We start from the raw sequence: 22,032 nt of genomic DNA on the forward strand, positions 1-22,032 counted from the left end.
AATCCTATTTTTTGGCAACATTGAAACTTGTCCGAGGACCATACTACTTCAACAGGCATGGGCCCCGCGGTCGCAGCCGCGGGGATTCGGTAGCCTTCACCTCGGGATTCGAGTTGCTTCGCCTCGGGGATTCGGGTGGCTGCGCCGGAGTACTGAACGCTAACCGGCAACCTTCCGTGGAATTCCTGAAGGCCTTGAACCCTCCTCCTGCACTACAGTCTTATTCCATGAAGATGAATATTTTCCAAGCTGGGTATTTAATAATGCACTTAGACTGATAGTTTGCTCTAACGGAGTATGCGCTTCTACATAAATACTATTGTTATACCGTCCCACCTTCACAGGTTCATTGATAACACGAACCGTTGTTCCGACAGAAACCATATCGAAAAGCGTTTCAATATCTTCTGGAAGCATTCGAATGCATCCGGCACTTACCCTTGAACCCACACCATCACGCCTGTTTGTACCATGAATTAAATAGGTTGGCCAACCCAGGCGGAATACATGACGGCCTAAGGGATTGCCCGCACCGGGTGGAAATTCATTGGGAATAGGTGTTCCATTTTTTGCTGCTTCCGCTCTGACATTTGCAGTGGGGCGCCAGATGGGATCATGTTCCTTGCTGGTGACTTTTGTTTGTCCTACCGGGGTATTCCAACCCTCGCGGCCTATACCAACCGGCATTGTGATTACAACATTATCATTCGGAGGAAAATAATATAACCGATATTCAGCGAGGTTAATCACCAGCCCGCTACGTGGGCCCGAAGGCAGAATATACTGGCCTGGAATAATTAGTCGGGTTTGCGGCGACAAAGGCCTGGTTGGGTCAACGCCTGGGTTGGCATTCATCATTTCATAATACCCAACGTCATGACGAATCCCGACCTCACTCAATGTTTCGCCAATCTGTGGGTTAACATATTCAATTTGCCCTACGATATCACCCTGTGCCGGTAATACAAAAGTGCCTGCCTGAGCCATGAAATTAATCGATAGTAATAAGAAGAAAACAACTAAGTGCATGATATTGGATTCTCGGTAACGGCAGGATTTCTCCTGCCGCTATTTATAGGATTACAAACTGCCATCTACTCGAAAACGTTCGCCGTATTGAGTGTGCAAAGCGGTAAAAAGCTGATTGAGTTTGTCACGCCCAAAATCCTTGGCATAATTCATAGGTCCGCCGCGGAAGGGTGCAAAACCAGCAGCAAAGATCATGGCTCCATCAAGAAGATCGCTATCCGCAACCACGCCTTCACGTAAACAAGCTGCAGATTCATTGACCATTCGCAGAATTAAACGATTCGCTATATCTTTCTCAGTTTTATTCTGTACTTTCTTCTTAATGGGTTTACCATTCTTATAAACATAGAAACCTTCTCCGGTTTTACGGCCCAGCTTCCCATTCTTAACCATATCCCGCAGTCTTTGCGGAACGGTTCCACCGTAATGCTTGGTCAGGTTCTCTGCAACAGCAAGGCACACGTCCATACCTACTGTATCGGCAAGTTCAACTGGTCCCATAAACATACCAAATGCCTCAGCCGCTTCATCAATGGCTTCTCCGGAATAGCCTTCCTCAAGCAGCTGGACGCACTCCATTAAATAGGGCATTAGCACGCGGTTAACCAGAAAACCCGGGCTGGATTTTACAGGCAAGGGCAGGCGTCCAATCTGATTTACGAAAGCACAGGCTTTATCACGGACTTCCTTAAGCGTTTGACTACTGCTCACTACCTCCACGAGCTCCATTCGGGCAACAGGATTGAAATAATGTATTCCAACCAGACGCGCTGGGTCTTTCATGACCTGGCTTATCTCTTCCAAAGGAATACTGGAGGTATTGGTTGCAATAATTGCGTCAGCTCTTGCCTGCTCTTCCAGCTTCTTCATTATCTGTTGCTTCACTTCGAGATTTTCGAAAACGGCTTCAATAATCACATCAGCCCGGGCAACACCAAATCCCTCAGGATCAGCAACAAGTCGATCCATTGCCGCCTGGATTAAACGGGGTTTTTTCAGCTTTTTCTTATATAAAGTATGTGCACGGCCAATAGCAGGAGCGATTTGACTATAACTTTGATCCTGAAGGGTTACTTTCAAACCTTTGAGCGCACACCAGGCCGCAATATCACCACCCATTACACCAGCTCCAATGACATGGACATGTTTTGCATGGAAATCGCTGTTCTTGGCAAAGGATTTCATTCGCTCACGTAAAAGGAAGGCGCGAATCAGATTGCTGGCTGTATTATTCTGCGTTATCAATTTTTCAACGGAATCCGCTTCTTTCAGATAAGCTCGTTCCCCCTGTCCGCCTTCTTTTTCCCAAAGATCGATAATGGCAAAGGGAGCCGGATAATGCTGCTTTCTTACGCGTTTGGATACTTGATAACGAAGAATCGGGGCAAGAATCGCACGCGCCCAGCCTTTATTGCTAAGCGACTGGAGGAAACCAGGCTTATGTTTGGCCGGCTTATTTCGAATGTAGTAAATTGCCGCCCGTCTTAATTGCCGCTCAGGAACGACGTCATCCACAAAGCCGATTTGTTTTGCAGTTTTTGCAGATACCGGTGCGCCGGTTAAAATAATTCGGGACAAGGCATCAAAACCGCCAACCAGACGCGGCAGGCGAACAGTGCCTCCCCAGCCTGGGTGAATTCCAAGCATGACTTCAGGCAAACCAAGGCGTGTACCCTCTTCATCACTGGCAATCCGATAATCACAGGCTAATGCCAGTTCCAGGCCTCCGCCCATGCAAAAACCATCGATCATCGCAACAGTAGGTATCTTCAGCGATTCAATTCGAGAAAATACGGTTTGCCCCTTTCTTAAAAAATTTGCTGCTTCTTCCGGCGTTTTAAACTGGGAAAACGCATTGACATCAGCGCCAGCCACAAATCCTTTGCTTTTGGCAGAATAAATGACCAGGCCAGCAAGATCAGACTGTTTGGCAATATCCTGAAGAACAATATTTAATTCATCCAGGACTTCCTGATTAATAGAGTTTACAGCAGCCCCCTTCCGGTTCATCCCCAACCAAAATATACGATCTGTGTCCGTATCTATTTCCCAATGATTATAATTAGTCATTATCCTTTCACCTCAGTAACCCGTTCCAAATACATTGCGCCGCCCTGTCCACCTCCAATACAGATTGCCGCCATTCCTCTTTTGCCATTAGTGTGCTTTAAATTTTCCAAAACATGCAGGACAATTCTCGCTCCACTGGCGCCAATTGGATGACCTGCAGCAATAGCACCGCCATCCTGGTTTAACTGGGCAAGCGAAGGAGCACCCATCGCCTCAGCTAAACCTAATTGCTTCTGACAATACTCTTTATCATCCCAGGCAGCCAGACATCCAAGAACCTGTGCTGCAAATGCTTCATTAATTTCCCAACAGTCAATTTCCGACGGTTTGACATGCTGACGTTCCATAATCGGCGTAGCGGCATGAACCGGTCCAAGCCCCATTTGCGAGGGATCAAGCGCTGCCCATTGAGAATCTACAATTTTACCCAATACAGGTAATTTGTATTTTTTAACAGCTTCGCCGCTGGCCAAAATCAGGAGACAGGCACCATCTGTTATTTGTGAGCTGTTACCTGCCGTCACCATACCGTATTTTTTATCAAAGAATGGCTTGAGTTGAGCCAGCTTTTCTACGGAGGAATCAGAGCGGATACCATCATCCTGGAGATAGATTTTTCCTTTGCTGTCGATAATTGGAACCACTTCCTCCATACGCTTATCTGCATAAGCCTGCGCTAAACGTTTATGGCTGTTAACAGCAAAGCTGTCCATTTGCTCGCGGCTAATATCAAAGCGATAGGCCACCTTTTCCGCAGTTTGCCCCATATTGAGCCCAACAATGGGATCAGTCAGGCCGCGAAGCAGGGCAATAACCGGTGCAAGAAAAGCGGGTCGGAATTGCGTTGCCAAAGCGAATCGCTGGCCCACGCTTTTAGCGCCAAACCATTTACCCAGCCAGGAGGCCATTTTCTGGTTGAACAGGAGTGGCGCATGACTCATCGCATCTGTACCACCGGCAAGCACAAGATTACTGCGCCCGGAAGCAATCTGCATTGCTGCATTGTCCAGAGCCTGCATTCCCGAGGCGCAGTTTCTCATTACTGTAAACCCCGGAACTTTGTCACCGCATCCCAGACGCAAGGCAACTACCCGGGCAATATTGGCTTCATCGGGTCCGGGCATTGCAGAGCCAATGATGACCTCATCAAGCTCTGAGGGTAAAAATGGCTGCCGGTTTAAAAGAGGCAAGCCGGCGGCTACAGCCAGATCAGAACCAGTGAAAGGACCTATATCTTTTGCTTTTAAAAATGGCGTTCTCAGCCCGTCAACGACGTAAACGTCGCGACCACTTAAATTAGACTTGTGCTTCATTCGTCCTCCTGATATCTGCCAATTAAGATTGGCATAAATAGAGATTAATTCACCACGCGTATAGCCGATAGGTATCCGGCTGCTGAATAGTTCAGTATATATCAAAGATAACAGCTATTAAAATTTTTGGAAATTATGTTATTGAATTTCAGATAACTTTTATTTCTTTTGAATAAACTGTTGACCTTAACAAAATAGCTGCTATACTTCGCTTCCATTGATGGAGAGATGGCCGAGTGGTCGAAGGCGCTCCCCTGCTAAGGGAGTATGGGACAAAATCCCATCGAGGGTTCGAATCCCTCTCTCTCCGCCAAGAACAACGCGCCCGTAGCTCAGTTGGATAGAGTATCTGGCTACGAACCAGGGGGTCGGAGGTTCGAATCCTTCCGGGCGCGCCATTTCCCAGTAAAAATCACAAAAAAAACAATCACTCCGTAAACCAATAAAAACAACAAATATCCTTGGCCCGGAAGGGTTCGAACCGAAGAGGTTCGACAAAATGCGAAGCGAAGAGCGCAAAGCGCGGCGAAGCATTTTGGACGCGCTTTTGCGCGCCCCGAAGGGGTGAGGAAGGAACGCAGTGACTGACGAATCAATCCTTCTCGCCTCCGGCACTATTCTGGCTGTGAACACAAGCACCCAGCTTTCCAGAAAATTCAGTTTTAGCTTCATCATCCCATGGATGTTGCGGACAAGCTGCAACCATATCATTACCCATAAGTAAGGAAATTGTTGTTGTATTAAAATTTCCTTACATGAGATAATAGAGCCTTTTAACGGCAGTATAATCCATGGAATGGGTAGAAGATGAGCTTGGTTGTGTGAATATAGGTGATGAGCGTTTAAATAGACGAGCAAAGACTTTATTAAAGAGATTGGGAGCTAATCCCAGCGCAAGTATCCCTGAAAGCTGTAAAGGTTGGCAGGAAACAGAGGCAGCTTATCGTTTTTTTGAGAATGATTTGGTTACCTCAAAAAAAATTATTAAACCCCATAGGCAGGCGACGCTTAATCGAATTAAAGGGCATCCGGTGGTCTTATTGCTTCAAGACACTACTACGCTGAATTATAGTGGCCAAAAAGAACGAGAAGACCTTGGTCCTCTCCAACAAGACAATGTACGGGGTATATTTCTTCATCCGACGCTTGCGGTAACGCCTAATCGTGATTGTTTAGGGATAATTGACTATGAACAATGGTCCCGAAAGCCATTGGCGCATCGAAGCGCCAAAGAGCGAAAAGCGGAGCGGTGCTCCAAAGCAATCAAAGATAAGGAAAGTTATCGTTGGGTTAGGGGATATAAAAAAGCTTCTTGCCTTGCGAAGTTTATGCCCGATACTCAATTTATTTATATAGCTGATAGAGAAGGCGATATTTATGATATTTATCATGAAGCGAATACTGCTTTTGCAAAAGGCTCTGCAGACTGGGTAATCCGGGCCACATTCGACCGCGCTATTTTAGATGAGAATCACCCTAAAAAAAGCACTAAATTAAAAGCCAATGTAAAAGCCTCTACAGGTGTTGGGCAAGTAACGTTTACAACCTCTTCATTTGGGAGTAGAAAAAAACGAGAAGTGACCCAAACTATTTATGCAAAAGAGGTGACTTTGCGCCCACCTCGAGAAAAAGCAAAAGAAGGTTTTACTCCGGTACAACTCACTGCAATTATTGCTACAGAAACAAATCCTCCACCTGGTGAGAAAGCAATCGAATGGACTCTTTTAACAAGTATCCCTATCCCTAATTTAGAAGCTGCCTTAAAAGTAATTCATTGGTACTTGTGTCGCTGGCAGATAGAAATCTTTTTTAAAATATTGAAAAGTGGATGTACTATTGAAAAATTACAATTAAGTAATAAACAACGATTTGACCCTTGTCTTGCTCTCTATCTCATTGTCGCTTGGCGTATTCTATTCATGACCATGATTGGGCGGGCTTCACCTTCCTTAAGCAGCGAGTGCTTATTTGAAACAATAGAATGGCAAACAGCCTACATTATGATTTATGAAAAACCTCCCCCGCATGAACCACCTACCCTCAAAGAGATGCTGGGAATAATTGCTCAATTGGGTGGTTTCCTCGGACGAAAACATGATAGGGAGCCCGGTCCTGCGGTAATCTGGAAAGGCCTACGAAAGCTTTATAATTGTATTAATGCGCGTGAAGTATTTACACGCGCTTTTGGCCATACTTATGGGTAATGATATGGCTGCAACACGTAGGCGAGTAATGGTGTCCGGAAGGGTTCGAACCGAAAGAGGTTCGACAAAATGCGAAGCGAAGAGCGCAAAGCGCGGCGAAGCATTTTGGACGCGCTTTTGCGCGCCCCGAAGGGGTGAGGAAGGAACGCAGTGACTGACGAATCAATCCTTCTCGCCTCTGGCACAATCTGGCTGCGAACACTATACCCTGCTTTACCAAGAAATCGATCTGCCCCCTCTCCCGTGCAAGGAGTTTAATAGTATCTGATGATGTCTTTCGCGGGGAGAGGGAAATGGACAAATCTACGCTAAGGCAACGTGCTTGCGATTTACGGAAAAACAGCACCCCTGCCGAGAGACATCTTTGGTATTATCTTCGAGCTAATCGGCTCGGATTTAAATTCAAGAGACAAGTACCAATAGGCGTATATATCGTTGATTTTGTCCTTGAAAAACGACTAATTATCGAGCTTGATGGTGGTCAACACATGAGCAATCATATTTATGATAGGAAGCGCACGGATTGGCTAATGGCACATGGGTTCAAGGTCTTGCGCTTTTGGAATCACGATGTATTTCAGCAAAATACAATCTGTCCTTGAAGATATCATGTCTGCGTTAGTTTAGTTACATACCCTCTCCCCAACCCTCATCCCGCGAAAAATATCATCATTCTACTCAAACTCCCTTGCGCGGGAGAGGGGGAAAATCTGATTTCATTGACAAGCTCAATGCCAGCACAACATTTGGCAGGAGCATCCTGCTGGGTTGGAAAGAACGCAACGAATCAATCCTTCTTGACTTAATGTATCTAGAGAATATTACAGACCCACTTCTCTTGAGTGTTAGACTCTCCAGTTACAGCCAGCTCAGCAGTTAATTTTTCATTTTTTAACTCCTGCCGCTTGGCAACTGCAATAGCATTCAAAAAAGTATTTAGAGAATCCACATCTTTTTCCGTGTAGGAAGGTAATTGATCAAAATGCATATGCTGTTTATAAATTGTTTCACGAAACATTGTTAGCGTAGATAGCTGTTTTACCGCTAATCGCTCTATGCCGCACTCGGATAGAAATCTCCACACCATCCGAAGAAACTGTTGCTGAGCACTGTCAGGAGTTATAGGATTGCCCTGGAATGATGAACTTAACTGATCAAAAGTCAGAGCAAGTTTGTAAGGTTCCAGGGTATAAAAACTGAACGTGCAGGAAGGCTTTTCAGCCAAATTAATCGAGTTGCTATTTATGCTATGAATTGAGATTTTAACGGGCCTATTATTGTCAAATTCAAGAGAAAATTCATAACCCCTCTCATTACCAGCTAAAATGATCTTAGAGCTGATCTGAGCTTGCATCCAGACATAGATCACTAGACGCTTTTCTTGCAGTATCTGTAGGTGAAGTTGCGTCTCAAGATCACAATTGTTTTGCACTTCTGATTGAACAAGAGCGCTTTCATAAACAGGAAATTCAATACGAGGCATATTTCATCAACAAGAATGAACGAACAAACATTTTACAAAAAAATCAAATTAAAGACAAATATTGCAGATTCTTCACAAGCTAAGACACTTTGCCATTAACTGTAGTCACTTCCTATGCCGCTGAGGCAGCCGAGTACTGGATAAATTCATCTTCCGGATCGTCTTCGGCACTTAATAAATTCAGGGAGTGATGCAGATCCATTGAAATCATTGCCACATTATAATGTCGGTAGATCCCTGTTGAAGGATACAGTAATTTATTAGGCTGACGGCTAAATCCATATTGAGTATAAAAGGAGATAGCACTCGTATTCAGATCCTCTACCTCTACCTTCATACTATGAATGCCAGCTTCCAGCGCTTTCTCGACACAGGTCTTCAATAGTAGGCCTTCAAAGCCTTTTTCTGTTTGGTTTTCATTAACAAATAATCCAGAGAGAAACGCGCGCTCTGTTAGAATTGCCAGTTTTGCATAGCCCAGCAATTCATTTTCATTGAATAAACCAAAATAACTAATCTGAGGATTTTCAAAATCTATATCACCATTAATAATCTTTAGAAATTCTTTCTTCAGGCTTTCATCCTCACAGCGGAAGTCAACAAACCGGCAATACCAGTCGCGTTTCAATATAGCGATAAGTTCAGGTACATCCTCAAGGGTTAATTGTCTGATATGAATCATACTGCTTACTTTTAAATTGTGTTGGAATCACTATACTGCAGCACCCATGAAATTCAAGAAAAACAATTGATACCGATATAAATCCTGAACATCTTTAGTTCATTGTTCGTTCTTCACCACAACCTCCCTCGTCTCATTAGACTTAAACATTTTCAGGAGATTATTAGCAGCTGAGTTGTCATGATCCGACCGGACAAATTTGCCACTAACATGGTGGAAACCGGACACTGAAATTTTACCTGCTTTCATCAGCCTAGCTAGTTCCTGTGCCCTGAACTTCCGCCTGTCGTCAAGTTCGAAAATAACAAAACGCCGCAAGCGGTGAGAGTATTCCGCGGAGCGCATTCTGGCTCTCATCGACGTGATGATTACCTGTGCGAAAAGAACAATATTGCCCTCCACCACCAGGGCAGAGTCCGGCGTGCCATCCACTCTTAATTCGCCAGCCGGGGTCGAATCATCAAGCGAGTCAGCCAGTAGACTGAGCTGGGCGCCTAATGCTGCAGCCAGGCTGTCGCGAAGTACATTTGGCGCATTATCCAGTTCTACAGCACTGTTCCATACCTTTTGTACCAAAGTCGCCCACAGCAAGATGCCTAGCGCGGTCAAACTTCCTACTCCTGTAAAAAGCAGTGCGGAGGCGCCAATAGTAAGTACCCACCTTAACGCCCCATAGAAAATTTCATCACTGTCATCAACATCAACCTCAATACCAGAGGTATCCATCGTCATACCGGTTGTGCCACGAATCAATAAGGGAATAGCAACACCATTGAAATCAATATCCACATCGGGGGCTATATCAATAAGCGGCGTATCGATGTCCCTTACCACATGCCCGATAATTTGAATTCCATTATCGGCCATCGACATGGTTAAAGAAGTGATTTCGGCACCATCAATCTCCTGCCCTACTTTTGCAGCTGCACCTCGCGCTAAAACCATATCAAGAAAAAGTCTATTATATGCAACAGCCAACCCTGTGCGCGGTGCAACAAAACTTTCTGTTATTGATAAAGCGGGGTTTGTGCCTGGAGGGCTTGCTGATATTACAAAAGCATCGACACTGTCAGAGCCAGACGGAGTTAGCGTGAGCCCAACACTCCACTCCGAAGGTTCAGGCGGGTTAGCGGTATCGGCGAACCGGGTATCATTTAATCCCTGTACAAGACTATCCGCTATCGGCAGCCTGGTATTTGAAAGCACATCCATAATAGCGGGACTATTCATAAAATTATCAATATCATTGGCAATTTCTGCGGGTGAAGGCGTTCCGTCTACGCCATCATAGCGAAAACCGACTTCTGCAACGGGATCAGCATCGATTAAAATTATTGTTAATTTGACTGCCGCTTCCAGAGGAAGAACCAGGGGCTGTGCATTGGGATCAGCCGCCGGACGTATCTCAATTGTCCCTGAAATACGCAAGATACTGCGGGGGGCATCAGGCCCCTGCTTTATCATTACAAATTCAAATGGATTAAACAGAACAATAATATGGGAAGGCTGACCGCCAATATCCCGATCGAACTCCAGGCGATCTGGAAACCGGCCAAGCCGGGTTAATTCGCGAAGGAAATCAGTGACAACCTCAAAGGAAATTCCAACCGCAGCATCTGCGTCTCCCAGATCAACATTCATCATAGACCTCCATGTTTTATGATTCATGCTACGCGTCTTCTTGAATTATAGCTTTTCCCAGAATTTATGCATTCTGCTTCTTAATGAAGACTTAAGTTTTCTTGTATAGAATCTGCAAACAATTGCACTTTAGTACAATATCCTCAGAAAAATATATTAATTAAACTCGCAGGCACAGGACGAGACAATAGATCAGGGAGATTAATAAGAAGAAATTAGCGGGACTTCTATGCAGATTTATGTTTCAAAATTACAAAACCGACCAGCCCGTTTATGGGTTAAACTGTCCCTCGCTATTTGTCTTGCTTTTTGTTTGTTTAGTCTTCCCACTCCATTTAAATCAGTTCAGATCCTGTCATTCTATTCAGGCACTGAAGAACAACTCTTCCTGCTTATATCCATTGTGGCTCTTTTTCTTACCGGCCTTGGCTTAATTTCGGAATATACCCTATCGGCCATTACCTGCATCTCAGCATTGTTCATATCAGAAAAATCGCAATACTTAGTTATTTCCGGTTTTACCAGTGCAAACATTTATATTGTCTTGTCTTTTTTTATTATTGCCTGTGTCATTCAGAAATCCCAGATGTTTCAAAGGATGATCCTCTGGCTGCTATTGAAATTTGCATATAAGCCGCCATGCCTCGAAAAATTATTATTTTTTATTGGGGTAATAATGACGCCTGTTCTGTCTGTACAAAGTACTCGTGTCTCAATTATTGCACCGGTGCTGGATAATATTGTTTCAATTAGCGGCTATAAGCCCCAGGGTAAAGCCGCCAATGCGATGGCTAACGCGGCTTTTACCGGCTGTGTTTTATTGTCAACCATTTTTCTCACCGGTAAATCAAGCAATTATCTTTTATTTAGCGCAATGCCCCCCTCAAATAGTTTGTCGAAAGCCTGGCTTCTCTGGCTTGGTTTCGCTGCATTTCCGGGAATCCTACTCGTTACCAGCTTTTTCATAATACATTCAGTTGCTTATAAAACCAAAGAGTCATCAGAAATTACAAGGTTTAGCCTGTTAAAAACATGCTCTAAGCTGGGACCTGTATCCCAAAAAGAATACGCAGCGATTATTTCGGTTGTTGTTTTGATTGGGAGCTTATTATTAAGAGAACTATTACCAATACATCCCATCTTCATTGCGCTGCTGACTGCATTGATACCCGTCTCATTTGGCCTGTTAAAAATGAGCGATTTTACAAGTCATATCAATTGGAAATTCATATGCTATCTGGGAACCATGATTGGTATTATGAAATGTATAAGCGGTATGACCGCCCCTTTGTGGTTTACCCGACTACACTTGCTATTTAATCCAGTTACAGAAAACATTTACCTGTTTATTTTCCTGCTGTTTATTCTCAGCTGGCTGCTCTGTATTGTCTTCGGCACTATGATTGCGCCTGGCATTGCTTTCACACTGCTGGCTCCCATACTGACAAGCGGCGGGGTTAATCAATGGGTTATTGCATTTGTCATTCTGATGGCTACTGAATCCTGGATATTTCCTTATCAGTCCAGCTATTTTCTTTGCTTTAAAAAGTTGCTGGATAATCAGCAGAATTTCAAACTAAAACCTTTGCTGGTAACGAATGCCTTAATGGCTGTGGCTAAATTGGCAGTGATCTATGCCTCTATCCCTTATTGGAAGTATTTAGGCTTATTGTAAACAGGAATAGCCTTGTGCATCATCTCGAAGCCTGCAAAATAGATTGATTAATCAATTTTTTCCGTAAGTAAAGGTTCCAGCCTTGCCAGAACTAGCCCCAGTTGAAATTGATTTCTACAATCCATTTTTTTACGCACTTGTCCAACATGCGCTTTCACGGTCCGCAAGCTAAGCGACAAAATTTCTGCTATTTCCTGCTGTGTCTTTCCTTTGGCAAGCCAGCACATGCATTCGTATTCACGAAAGGTAAGATAAGATTCCGTTCCAGGAACAGCAACACGGTCAGGGACAGGCAGGGATAACCTCTCTTTTTTATAAGCCATATCCTCCTGAAATCCCGCGCCCTGTTTCTGGAGAGATAAAGATAACTCATAAGCCTTTTTCAAATCGCAGGTTTCAACCTGGGCATGAAAATAAAGTAGAAACTGTTTTAGAAAGTCAAGCTTCTCCAGATACTGGCCATTAATCCCGCTATTTCCAAACTCGGTGGCAAAATTATAAGCATCTATAACGCCATTCACTGAACGCAGAATCGTAAAGGAATGCCCAAATCCATATTCATTAAATGCTTTTTGCAAGGCTCTAGTCCGTCCAGTCAGCGATTGCAAATCGCGGATAAAATACTGCTCTGCAGCAGATGGAACAATGCGGTGTACATCAAAATCGAAATAAGCATTGTCAAGATAATGCGATACAAATTCTGGATTTAATGAAATAAACGAAAACTGCTTTTCCCTGCTCACTCTTACATGCGAAAAATGGTTAATACCCATGGCTTTAAGAGGCTCACATAGTTGGTGAACCTCCGGAGCATGAATGAAACTGGGATGTTCGCGATAGATTTTTTTAAGATGCATAACCGGTCTCATCAAAAAAGAAGTAGTCAATATATCTCGATTGACTCCCACTACAAACGACTCCTTCCTGAAAAAGCGACATAGCTTTCTTCAGACTGTGCAGGGTGAGGGGAAAGTCGGCCATCAGATGCAAGCGTTCCAAGATAGGATTCTGTAACGCCACATACCTGAGACAATTTACTAAGCCAGCTTTTATAAACCACTTCATCCACATCAAAAATCAAAGGCAGGGAGGCATTTGTCCTGGCATGCAGAAATTCATTTAGCAAATAGTTATATTCATCCAGACGAACATTTTCACAAGCTGGCGTTGCCCTTGACTGTACAGGCGGCACTGACGACCCATCTGCTTCAACGACGTTGCCAAATAAACCGGCAATAAACTTTATCAAACCATCCGGATGGTGATATTTTGTAGACACCCGTGCTTCTTTAGGTATGAGTAAATAGGCAATACCAGGTCGCCCAAAACGCCCGTAAAATTTTAAAGGCACTTTTTGTGAGTCACTGATTTTTTTTGCCGCCAACACAATTTTAAATGAAGAGCTTAATAAATTATATCTTGCAGCCTCATTATCACAGGCTGCAATAGAAGCATAAATAACATTGAAATGCCCAAAGCGGGGATGATTAACCGTTTTAAATTTAAAGCAACAAAAAGCCACCGCTTCATTGGCCTTGTCGAAAAAAATATCAAACAAATAATGCGGATCGCTTAGCACTTTTGATTTGAAAAAATCCTGCACTTTTTCAAATGATCCGGAATCTCCCGGCAATTCAAATTGGCGGGCGAAAATAGCGGCCAATGCATTTTGTTCTTTCGGATTCAACTCGTTAGTTGACTTGAATAATGAATAAAAGCGTTTATTGGAATCATTCTTTATATAGAAGATAAGCGAAGACGTTTCTTTTCCAAAGAATGAAAGTTTTTGGAGGCTTACCTCTCGCTCCGAGAGTTTCTTTTGCTTTAAAGCAATGCCTCGATTGTGCGCTGTAAACCGTTTTTGAACCTCTTCTGGCATCTCCGGATCATAAGGGCCTTCCTGAACGGGGGTGTCTCGATGCTTTAAAATAAGATCAAGCAACGTTAAATCATAGCGATGACCAGTAGCAATATAGTCAAGTAAATTCTGGTTAAAAGTATCCTGGCTGAGAGAATGCTGATACATGAGCAGGATCTGTAATTTATTCTCGACTCCAGAGTTCCAGGAAAAAGTAAATTTCGGATCCAGATAATAGTGGAGCAATAACGCGGTCATCTCACGAGAGGGCGAACCATCCAGCAGGCTATAGTACCAACCATCTGCGCCTCCTAATGGAACGATGATATCGCTTCCAATTCCTTTCTCGAAAAACAGTTTAACCGTGTCAAGCTGGTTAGCGGCTACGGCCAATAATAAAGGTGTATAGCCCCAGGGATCCTGCGCTTCATAACTTAGCAAATTGCTTTTAATCAAGGGATCAAGCCGAAAGTCATCCCGGGCGGAATAATGGCGGAGAGGCTTGCATGAATACACATGAGAATTGTCACCATCCAATCCGGGCGCAAGCCTGGTTTGGATAGCGCCAGGGAATTGCATTTCTCTTTCCACATTCAGAACGTCCAGATAAATTATGGAACCTGTTTGCAATATCAGACAAGCAGTGTACACCTGAAAAATCTTTTCATTTTTTGTTCTACAGCGCCTTCTATATTCAGCCGTCGCTTCTGATAAAACTTGAATATCCAGTGCTTTTCGAAGACGAAAGGCGTCCCATAATTCTCGAAGATGCTCGCCATTATTTTCCGATCGAATGTAGTGTTCTACCCGTGTCTCCAGATCCTGTAAGGACTCGGCATCAGTCACCAGATATTTTATATAAAACTCCAAACGCTCAGGAATTGAATTAAGCCGTTTAATTGAAAGAATATGGGCTTCATGATGCCGTGCCTGCGCTAATAAAATATTCTTGATAACCTGGCGATAATTCTCTAAATCAGCTTTCTCTTCAACAAAAGAATCGACGTTCTTTATTTGCCCCGCGATTGCCTGCTGATGTAACTTGCTGCGACTAGAACCTGATCCAGATCGTCCCTCGGAAAAAATCTGAGATTCCTTCAAGAAAATATCTATTTTTTTTTGCTTTCTTTCCACGTCAATGATCTGGGTTTTCTCTATGTGAACCATACCATTAGCCGCTTCTATAAAGCGCTGTGAAGCCCATTGGCTGGATTTTGGCAGTGCCCGCCATGTGTTAAAAATTTGAGCACAGATAAAAGAGTTGAGGCAAGTCTTGGCTAGCTCAATCGGCAGAATCCCCCGGGGACAGCGTTGGAAGATTGACATCGGGCTTACTTCAAGCAACTGCGCTACTTTTTCCTCGTTTTGTTCCAGAATAGCCAAATGAAGATCTGGCAAATGGTCTGGAAAAGAAAGTATGTCAGCAGGATGAAAACTGGAGATTTTTGTTTGAGGCTGGTAATCTGAAATGCCATTTGGATAGCCCGTAAACAGCCGTGGTTCTTCAACCATGGGAATATTCTCATCGATATACCAGTCGCATTGTGAATTGACTTGCTGCTCAATGCCTTGCCAAAGCGCAGTAATCGGCTGGCTGAATGCACCCAGAGATTGTATCCCAACCATAAAGCATTTTAATCGCTGAACGTCCGCTTCATTATCGCAACGAACCTGTAGTGATGCGCGGGCACGGGGATCGGCGCCTGCCCTCGGTGCGAATTGAAAAGAATGCTGATTGACCAGAGCCTCGTTATGCAATTGCTCTATCGAGACTAGCGAATCGAATCCGCTAAGTGCTCTGCAGAGCTTCAAACTGGTACCAGGCCGGGGAATAGCCATTAGTGATAATACCTGATTGGGATGAAGTCCTATCAAAAGCCTGTCCAGGGTAGAAGCTGGATTTAAACTTTTGCATTGATAAAGAACTTGCAGGCGCTCTACTTTTATACCGGTTTCCAAAAGACTATCATCATGCAGATAACAGCTTTCATTGACTCGGTTAAATCTTGGCAATACCAGATGCCGCTGATGCACACCATTTTGTTTGGGCACTCTGGTTAATGACCAATTCATTGCAGGTCGCTGCAAATTGCTTTCTTGGGCTCTTAAGGGTAAAACAAAAGGGATTAAACGCTTAAACTTTAATTCGGATATAGACATACGGGCTGTCTTATCAGCCAGTTTTGTAAAATTCTGAAGCATGCTGATAATGAAATGCAAAAAACATGGGGCAATTTTAACAGAATTGCGCCCAAAATAACCAACCCAGGTTAACTTTAGTGATTTAAGCTGCATCCACTCGCAGTGTTTAGCAGCTAATTATCTAGAGAGTTATTCAGAATCAATCCCAATTTGCTTACGCCAACAAGCCCTATCGCGCTAAAACAGAAGACCGGAATGGTCAGACTTAAAGGGCCAGGGGTAAACTGGGAAGTTATCACTCCCATAAACCCTGCCAGCCCAAATTGGCAAGCTCCCACTAAAGCGGTTGCAGTCCCCGCTTGCCTCTCGAAATCCCTCAGCGCCAGCGCTGTAGCTGATCCCATGCTCATTCCAATACCAATGGTCAGGCAAATCATCGGCAGCATGAATCTTAATACACTGCATTCCTCAAAGTTGAGGCCGGTCATTAGCAGGCATGAAACCATCATGACAATCACCCCGCAACGCACAATATTTTCCAGAGAATAAGAGTATGTAAAGCGGACAGTAACCATATTGGTCAGAAACATTGTCATCGCATTCAAACCAAACCAGAGACCGTATTCTGTTCCACTGAGATGCAGTTGGGTAATTAATATCCCGGGAGATAAGGCGCAGAATAGATACAAACCCAATAAACAGGATGCGGCAACCAATGTGTACTGACGAAAATCAGCATTTTTCAGCATAGGCTTCATTGCCTGGAGCCAACTGCCTGACGTTTCAGGCCTGGAATAGGCATAATCAGGGATATAACGAAACGCAATCGCAGTCATTATTAATCCCAGAATGGTGAGGAAATAAAAACCGCTGTGCCAATTGTGTGTCCAATCTAGCAGCACACCACCGATGATGGGCGCCGAACTGGCAACAATTGAGTTCGTACCAGTCAAAATACTGAATAATCTCGCACAGGCCTGCGTTGAAAAATTGTCGCGAACAATGATGAAGCACACCAGATAAGTTCCACAGGCTCCTGCAGCCTGAATAATGCGAGTGATAATTAGCGCATGAATAGAGCTGGTAAAAGTGGCGAGAAGTGAACCGACAAAAAAGAGCAGCGCACAGCCGACGGCTACTCGCCGGCGCCCCAGTTTATCGGCCAAAGGCCCTGTTATCAATTGCCCCACAGCAACAGTAAACATAAAGACATAAAGGCTGGCCTGCATCACCGCATTATCAGTGTTAAAAAACTGATTCATATCGGGAATAGCGGGCACAAAAACATCCATGGCAAATGAAATGCTAATAATTAAGGGAAATAACCGTAAGAGTGTTTGTTTTTCTGTCCAGGCAATGGAATTCAATATGACGGCTCCGGTTGAAGTGCTACGAAAACAGACAGATTATACAACTTTATTGCTTCCGGCGCTTTTGTTGTTTTGTTATGCAAACACAATTTGCACACAAGTAGCCAGTTCAAATGATCTGGCACGCTTCTTCAAATTTTAATCGTGGCGCTCGCGGATGAAGCTTTGACTTATCTCCATAGCCCAAATTGCAGAGAAAATTTGTCCGCCAGTTTGTCCCTTTGAAGAAAATTTCATCTACCATTTCTGAATTAAATCCAGACATCGGGCCTACGTCCAGCCCCAGTGCACGAGCAGCCATTATCAAATAGGCTCCTTGAAGCGAACCGCTTCTAAATGCTGTGGCCTCGCTCAATGCGGTGTTCGACTCGAACATTGGCTTGTAATCAAAATGGGGAGATAAAGCATCCAAATACTCAAACCAGGCCAAATCGTAGGCAATAATCGCTGTTACCGGAGCAAGTCGCGTTTTTTCAACGTTCTTTTCCATTAAACAGGGAAGCAGCTTTGCCTTTTCTAAAGGAGATTTAATAAATAGTATTCTTGCTGGTGACCCATTCACGCAGGTAGGTGCCCATTTAACAAGATCAAATAGCTTTCGTAAAATAAGATCAGAAACCGGTCGATCTTGCCAAAAATGATGAGTTCGAGCATCCAGGAAAAGTTGTCGAAGCGCCTCAGATGAAAGAGAACCAATAGAATCCCTCGTCAATGTTTCTTCTATAGTTGCATTGTGGGTGATTGGATTTAGCATTTTATCGTCTCTTGTAATTTTTCTTTAGCGATATTAACGAAATCCCCCTGTTTAGACAACGGAAACTGAGGTTGATAAAACATCCTTAGCCCGCGGTCGCAGCCCATAGCTATCTACACCAATATTTTCCCCGTCCGAATCCCCGCGGCACTGACCGCGGGGCCCATGCCTGTTGGAGTAGCATGGTCCTCAAACAAGTTTGAATGTTGCCAAAAAATAAGATTTAACGGGTAGTCATAAACAAGTGTGCTTAACATTAAATTGGCTTCGTGTGGGCCCGCGGTCAAAGCCGCGGGGATTCGGTGGTATCCACCCTATTTCTCAAGATAATTCCTAACTTTGTTTGCAAGATGGATTTCCGCTACGCGGAAACGACATTATTTAAAGTCATTTTGACCCTAATAAGGTACGTTTTTTTGAATGAAAAAATGAGGGGATTCCTCAGCCCGCGTGGGGCGCCACGTTGTTCCGGCACTCGGAACATACAATGTCAAAAAGTTTCAATCCACGCGCCCGCATGGGGCGCGACGACATAATGGGCACGAATGTAAAGTTAAAATTAAACGTTTCAATCCACGCGCCCGCATGGGGCGCGACCTTTTAGGTGAGCAACAGCAGAACACGCCACAGCTTGTTTCAATCCACGCGCCCGCATGGGGCGCGACCCTTGATTTTCATTATGACGGTGTACATTATAATGTTTCAATCCACGCGCCCGCATGGGGCGCGACTATTCGATATAGTCTTGCAAATACCATTGGTTTTTTAGTTTCAATCCACGCGCCCGCATGGGGCGCGACCTGGTGGAGTTGGTACATTCAGAGTTCCAAATTTGTTTCAATCCACGCGCCCGCATGGGGCGCGACCAAGCTGCAGCACTTAATTTGTTCAAGCAAAAAGTTTCAATCCACGCGCCCGCATGGGGCGCGACGCCGACTTATATAGCGTGACACTGACAGAACAAGTTTCAATCCACGCGCCCGCATGGGGCGCGACTCCTGAAAAAGTACTATTCTGTGGCACATTCTTGTTTCAATCCACGCGCCCGCATGGGGCGCGACGCTGGTCTTTGGTACCTTCAGGCATTTTTAACTTGTTTCAATCCACGCGCCCGCATGGGGCGCGACCAATAATATCTAACTCTATTTTGAGCGGATACTGTTTCAATCCACGCGCCCGCATGGGGCGCGACAACCTCAGACGGGCAACGCCCTAGTTTCATCGTTGTTTCAATCCACGCGCCCGCATGGGGCGCGACTACTTAAAATGAGAGAAGAGATTAAGGAGTAGCGTTTCAATCCACGCGCCCGCATGGGGCGCGACTTGGCATATACTCATGATATTAATTCACTATGACATGTTTCAATCCACGCGCCCGCATGGGGCGCGACTCTGGCAAAGTAAGGGTTTTATCAGATGCTACAGTTTCAATCCACGCGCCCGCATGGGGCGCGACATTATGGTTATCTATAGTCTGGGGGGAGTTAAAAATGTTTCAATCCACGCGCCCGCATGGGGCGCGACATTAGTGTAGCCAGCGAGTTTGATACTGAAAACTGGGTTTCAATCCACGCGCCCGCATGGGGCGCGACAAATTCTTTTGATTCGAATACCAATATTTACAAAAGTTTCAATCCACGCGCCCGCATGGGGCGCGACTGTCTCATTTTAATTATATTGAATAATAAGTAGAATTCACGTTGATTCCGTTAATCGAAGCGATTTTTTTAGAGAAGCGTCAAATTTTTAAAGAGTTTTTTACATTAGTTAAATAAATCAATTACTAAAGGAACCGCTAATCCAACCGGATTTTTCTGACTACTACAGTTTAGCGGAAAAAATTTTCTTCCTGATAACTATATAATCAGATGCGACCGAAGTGGGTCGGGAACAAGCTTTGCACCTACGTGCTCAATCCTCTTCCTTCCCTTTTTTCCTAGAAAATAGAATCGCAAACTATCCACTTCAGGATTAATTGTTCTGAGTAATTTGCTTTTTAGCAGGGCAAATTGTGCGGGATCAATTTCACACTCAAAAACAGAGTTCTGTACCCGCATTCCATAATCCAGACAAATTTTTGCAACTTTGTGCAAGCGGCTTTGTCCGTCTTTTGAGGTGACATTTACATCATAAGTTATGAGCACTAACATTATTTCACCAGATAGGGAGTATAATAGGCTGTATCACCACGAAGATGTCTGGCAAGAAGTAAAGCCTGACAGTGAGGCAAAAGCCCAACAGGGATTTTTTCTTGCAAATAAGGATGAATTAATTCTTCCTGTTTGCGCTCCTGATAAGCTATCAGGACCATTTTTCGTGCATCATCATTTAAGTAGACTGCGCCGCTAGACTGTGTGACGAAATGTTTAGCAGTGATTTGTTTTCGATTAATTAATGTTAATACCAGACGATCCGCCCAAGCCGCACGAAACTCTTCAAGAAGATCAAGAGCGAGGCTTGGCCTTCCCGGTCTATCCCGGTGCAAAAAACCTACCTGTGGATCAAGTCCCACACCATATAAGGCCGCAATACACTCCTGAGTAATCAGAGAATATATAAATGATAGTAAGGCGTTAACAGGATCAGTAGGCGGCCGTCTTACCCGTCCCGAAAATTGAAAGACTGTAGCTCTTAGCAACTCGTTGAAAACTCCGAAGTACACAGTTGCAGCCTCCCCTTCAATTCCTCTGATAACTTCCAGGTTTTGCGCATTTTTGCAATGACGTATGCAGTGCATTAACTGTTTGCTGGATTGTCGAAGAAGTAAATTGTCACCATGATTTCGGAGTTGTCTTAATAAAACGGTGCGGCTATTTGCTATTTTCGCGGCAACAATGACGCGGGATATCTCTGCAGTTTTCTTCTCATCGTCTGCCCAGCGATATTGGGTACGGCGGAGCAGAACATTGCCCATTTGCCTGCCTTGAATACGTGCCAGAAATCTTCCCTGCTGTGTATAGTATGCAATTCCAATCCCCTGTTCTGCACAAAATCCCATCAGAAATGGAGAAATACTGACCTGACCAAAACACATAATATTGCCAACACTCAGCGCAGGAAATTGCCCCAACTTAGTATTGCCTTGCTTAATGACAATCGTTTCACGCTCTTTATGAAGATAGCTTTCCTGACGCGTGATGAAAATGGTATTCAGTAATTTTTTCATATCACGATTCATCCTTATAATCGTCACAAACAAAGAGCTTATTCAGATAATTTGCAGAATGATCCGAGCGCATAATTTCAGGCTGACAAATATCGAAAAGCGAACAGGCTTTGCATCGGGTCTTGTCAGGCGTTGGAGCAGGTGTATTCCCTTTTTGTAATAAAGCATGAGTGTCTGCTATTATTTGAATAGTCTCCGCCCTTAGTTTCTGGTCTATGGGGACAGAAACACGTCGGCGAATATTCCAGTACCAGATTGCACCCTCATTAATAGGTATCCCGCGCATTTCCTCCAGGCACAAGGCCTGCGCACAAAGTTGCACTCGATCCCAATTTTCAACTTTTGGTTTGCCGCGCTTATATTCTACTGGAAAAAAATGAATGGCCTGCCCCTGCTCCATCTCAACTTCCAGTAAATCAATTTTTCCTGATAGTTTATAATGATTCGAAACCAGAACCACATTTCGTTCAGTACGAAAATTCTTTCGCTGCCCCTTTTCCCCAGAGTCCACTCTTTCATGCAGAATGCGCCCCTCGGCGGTAAACTTATTTTCCGACCATACTTGCTCAATATGGATCAGGGCAAATTGCCGGGGACAGAAAGCATAATGCTGCAAAGCAGACAAGGGTAAATAGTCGTCCATGT

The 22,032-nt window shown here is 44.2% G+C and carries 15 protein-coding genes, 2 tRNA genes, 1 pseudogene and 1 CRISPR repeat array; of the genes and pseudogenes, 5 read left to right on the top strand and 13 right to left on the bottom strand.

Annotated features, from left to right (window positions below):
* Nucleotides 1-159 precede the first annotated feature (159 nt).
* The 3 genes from DYH42_RS08760 to DYH42_RS08770 are packed head-to-tail and all read right to left on the bottom strand — an operon-like array spanning nt 160 to nt 4,412.
* Nucleotides 160-1,029 (bottom strand): L,D-transpeptidase family protein, encoded by an 870-nt coding sequence (locus DYH42_RS08760; RefSeq protein WP_058524149.1) that lies wholly within the window; start codon nt 1,027-1,029, stop codon nt 160-162.
* 51 nt (nt 1,030-1,080) lie between these two features.
* A complete protein-coding gene (locus tag DYH42_RS08765) occupies nt 1,081-3,099 on the bottom strand; it encodes a 3-hydroxyacyl-CoA dehydrogenase NAD-binding domain-containing protein (protein WP_058524148.1) in 2,019 nt (672 codons plus the stop codon).
* Nucleotides 3,099-4,412 carry an acetyl-CoA C-acetyltransferase gene (locus DYH42_RS08770; protein WP_058524147.1) on the bottom strand — a complete coding sequence of 438 codons (1,314 nt, stop codon included), beginning with the start codon at nt 4,410-4,412 and terminating at the stop codon, nt 3,099-3,101. The genes DYH42_RS08765 and DYH42_RS08770 overlap by 1 nt, the downstream gene beginning before the upstream one ends.
* A 222-nt stretch (nt 4,413-4,634) precedes the next feature.
* Between DYH42_RS08770 and DYH42_RS08775 the strand changes: the two genes are divergently transcribed.
* The 4 genes and pseudogenes from DYH42_RS08775 (at nt 4,635) to DYH42_RS08790 (ending at nt 7,243) form a co-directional block, all read left to right on the top strand.
* Nucleotides 4,635-4,725: transfer RNA gene (locus tag DYH42_RS08775), tRNA-Ser, on the top strand.
* 8 nt (nt 4,726-4,733) lie between these two features.
* A tRNA-Arg gene (locus DYH42_RS08780) sits at nt 4,734-4,810 on the top strand.
* A 393-nt stretch (nt 4,811-5,203) separates the two neighbouring features.
* Nucleotides 5,204-6,616 (top strand): IS4 family transposase, encoded by a 1,413-nt coding sequence (locus tag DYH42_RS08785; protein ID WP_058523923.1) that lies wholly within the window; start codon nt 5,204-5,206, stop codon nt 6,614-6,616.
* Between the two features lie 293 nt (nt 6,617-6,909).
* Nucleotides 6,910-7,243 (top strand): annotated as a pseudogene (locus tag DYH42_RS08790) (endonuclease domain-containing protein).
* A gap of 184 nt (nt 7,244-7,427) precedes the next feature.
* Here DYH42_RS08790 and DYH42_RS08795 read toward each other — a convergent pair.
* The 3 genes from DYH42_RS08795 to DYH42_RS08805 form a co-directional block, all read right to left on the bottom strand.
* Nucleotides 7,428-8,099 carry a hypothetical protein gene (locus tag DYH42_RS08795; protein ID WP_058523921.1) on the bottom strand — a complete coding sequence of 224 codons (672 nt, stop codon included), beginning with the start codon at nt 8,097-8,099 and terminating at the stop codon, nt 7,428-7,430.
* Between the two features lie 112 nt (nt 8,100-8,211).
* Nucleotides 8,212-8,781 carry a GNAT family N-acetyltransferase gene (locus DYH42_RS08800; protein ID WP_058523920.1) on the bottom strand — a complete coding sequence of 190 codons (570 nt, stop codon included), beginning with the start codon at nt 8,779-8,781 and terminating at the stop codon, nt 8,212-8,214.
* A gap of 99 nt (nt 8,782-8,880) precedes the next feature.
* Complete coding sequence (locus tag DYH42_RS08805; protein ID WP_131793051.1) at nt 8,881-10,425, bottom strand: hypothetical protein; 1,545 nt, start codon at nt 10,423-10,425, stop codon at nt 8,881-8,883.
* A gap of 226 nt (nt 10,426-10,651) precedes the next feature.
* On the opposite strand from DYH42_RS08805, the gene DYH42_RS08810 reads away from it, so the two are divergent.
* On the top strand, nt 10,652-12,097 hold the full coding sequence (locus DYH42_RS08810) for an SLC13 family permease (RefSeq protein ID WP_058523918.1): 1,446 nt from the start codon (nt 10,652-10,654) through the stop codon (nt 12,095-12,097).
* A gap of 47 nt (nt 12,098-12,144) precedes the next feature.
* On the opposite strand, the gene DYH42_RS08815 is transcribed toward DYH42_RS08810, so the two are convergent.
* The 7 genes from DYH42_RS08815 to cas4 form a co-directional block, all read right to left on the bottom strand.
* Complete coding sequence (locus tag DYH42_RS08815; protein WP_162263100.1) at nt 12,145-12,954, bottom strand: helix-turn-helix transcriptional regulator; 810 nt, start codon at nt 12,952-12,954, stop codon at nt 12,145-12,147.
* Nucleotides 12,955-13,004: 50 nt separating this feature from the next.
* On the bottom strand, nt 13,005-16,250 hold the full coding sequence (locus tag DYH42_RS08820) for a hypothetical protein (RefSeq protein ID WP_058523916.1): 3,246 nt from the start codon (nt 16,248-16,250) through the stop codon (nt 13,005-13,007).
* A 20-nt stretch (nt 16,251-16,270) separates the two neighbouring features.
* Entirely contained in the window at nt 16,271-17,464 is a 1,194-nt protein-coding gene (locus tag DYH42_RS08825; RefSeq protein ID WP_058523915.1) for a multidrug effflux MFS transporter, read from the bottom strand.
* A gap of 112 nt (nt 17,465-17,576) precedes the next feature.
* The gene (locus DYH42_RS08830) at nt 17,577-18,221 is read right to left on the bottom strand and encodes a malonic semialdehyde reductase (protein ID WP_083503134.1); all 645 of its coding nucleotides are present in this window, start codon (nt 18,219-18,221) and stop codon (nt 17,577-17,579) included.
* Between the two features lie 497 nt (nt 18,222-18,718).
* Nucleotides 18,719-19,880: direct repeats of the CRISPR family, unit length 32 nt; unit sequence GTTTCAATCCACGCGCCCGCATGGGGCGCGAC.
* A gap of 197 nt (nt 19,881-20,077) precedes the next feature.
* Complete coding sequence (gene cas2 / locus DYH42_RS08835) at nt 20,078-20,371, bottom strand: CRISPR-associated endonuclease Cas2 (RefSeq protein WP_058523914.1); 294 nt, start codon at nt 20,369-20,371, stop codon at nt 20,078-20,080.
* Nucleotides 20,371-21,387, bottom strand: a complete 1,017-nt coding sequence (gene cas1c / locus DYH42_RS08840; protein WP_058523913.1) for a type I-C CRISPR-associated endonuclease Cas1c — start codon at nt 21,385-21,387, stop codon at nt 20,371-20,373. Before cas1c ends, cas2 begins: the two co-directional genes overlap by 1 nt.
* A gap of 1 nt (nt 21,388) precedes the next feature.
* On the bottom strand, nt 21,389-22,030 hold the full coding sequence (gene cas4 / locus DYH42_RS08845; RefSeq protein WP_058523912.1) for a CRISPR-associated protein Cas4: 642 nt from the start codon (nt 22,028-22,030) through the stop codon (nt 21,389-21,391).
* Between the last annotated feature and the right edge of the window lie 2 nt (nt 22,031-22,032).

Origin of the sequence: Legionella birminghamensis (assembly GCF_900452515.1) — a bacterium.
Classification (GTDB): Bacteria; Pseudomonadota; Gammaproteobacteria; order Legionellales; family Legionellaceae; genus Legionella_C; species Legionella_C birminghamensis.

Excerpts from the sequence above, each read along its gene's own strand:
- DYH42_RS08760 (WP_058524149.1), bottom strand. The coding sequence starts at position 1,029 with ATGCACTTAGTTGTTTTCTTCTTATTACTATCGATTAATTTCATGGCT.
- DYH42_RS08765 (WP_058524148.1), bottom strand. The coding sequence starts at position 3,099 with ATGACTAATTATAATCATTGGGAAATAGATACGGACACAGATCGTATA.
- DYH42_RS08770 (WP_058524147.1), bottom strand. The coding sequence starts at position 4,412 with ATGAAGCACAAGTCTAATTTAAGTGGTCGCGACGTTTACGTCGTTGAC.
- DYH42_RS08785 (WP_058523923.1), top strand. The coding sequence starts at position 5,204 with ATGGAATGGGTAGAAGATGAGCTTGGTTGTGTGAATATAGGTGATGAG.
- DYH42_RS08795 (WP_058523921.1), bottom strand. The coding sequence starts at position 8,099 with ATGCCTCGTATTGAATTTCCTGTTTATGAAAGCGCTCTTGTTCAATCA.
- DYH42_RS08800 (WP_058523920.1), bottom strand. The coding sequence starts at position 8,781 with ATGATTCATATCAGACAATTAACCCTTGAGGATGTACCTGAACTTATC.
- DYH42_RS08805 (WP_131793051.1), bottom strand. The coding sequence starts at position 10,425 with ATGATGAATGTTGATCTGGGAGACGCAGATGCTGCGGTTGGAATTTCC.
- DYH42_RS08810 (WP_058523918.1), top strand. The coding sequence starts at position 10,652 with ATGCAGATTTATGTTTCAAAATTACAAAACCGACCAGCCCGTTTATGG.
- DYH42_RS08815 (WP_162263100.1), bottom strand. The coding sequence starts at position 12,954 with ATGCATCTTAAAAAAATCTATCGCGAACATCCCAGTTTCATTCATGCT.
- DYH42_RS08820 (WP_058523916.1), bottom strand. The coding sequence starts at position 16,250 with ATGCAGCTTAAATCACTAAAGTTAACCTGGGTTGGTTATTTTGGGCGC.
- DYH42_RS08830 (WP_083503134.1), bottom strand. The coding sequence starts at position 18,221 with ATGCTAAATCCAATCACCCACAATGCAACTATAGAAGAAACATTGACG.
- cas2 (WP_058523914.1), bottom strand. The coding sequence starts at position 20,371 with ATGTTAGTGCTCATAACTTATGATGTAAATGTCACCTCAAAAGACGGA.
- cas1c (WP_058523913.1), bottom strand. The coding sequence starts at position 21,387 with ATGAAAAAATTACTGAATACCATTTTCATCACGCGTCAGGAAAGCTAT.
- cas4 (WP_058523912.1), bottom strand. The coding sequence starts at position 22,030 with ATGGACGACTATTTACCCTTGTCTGCTTTGCAGCATTATGCTTTCTGT.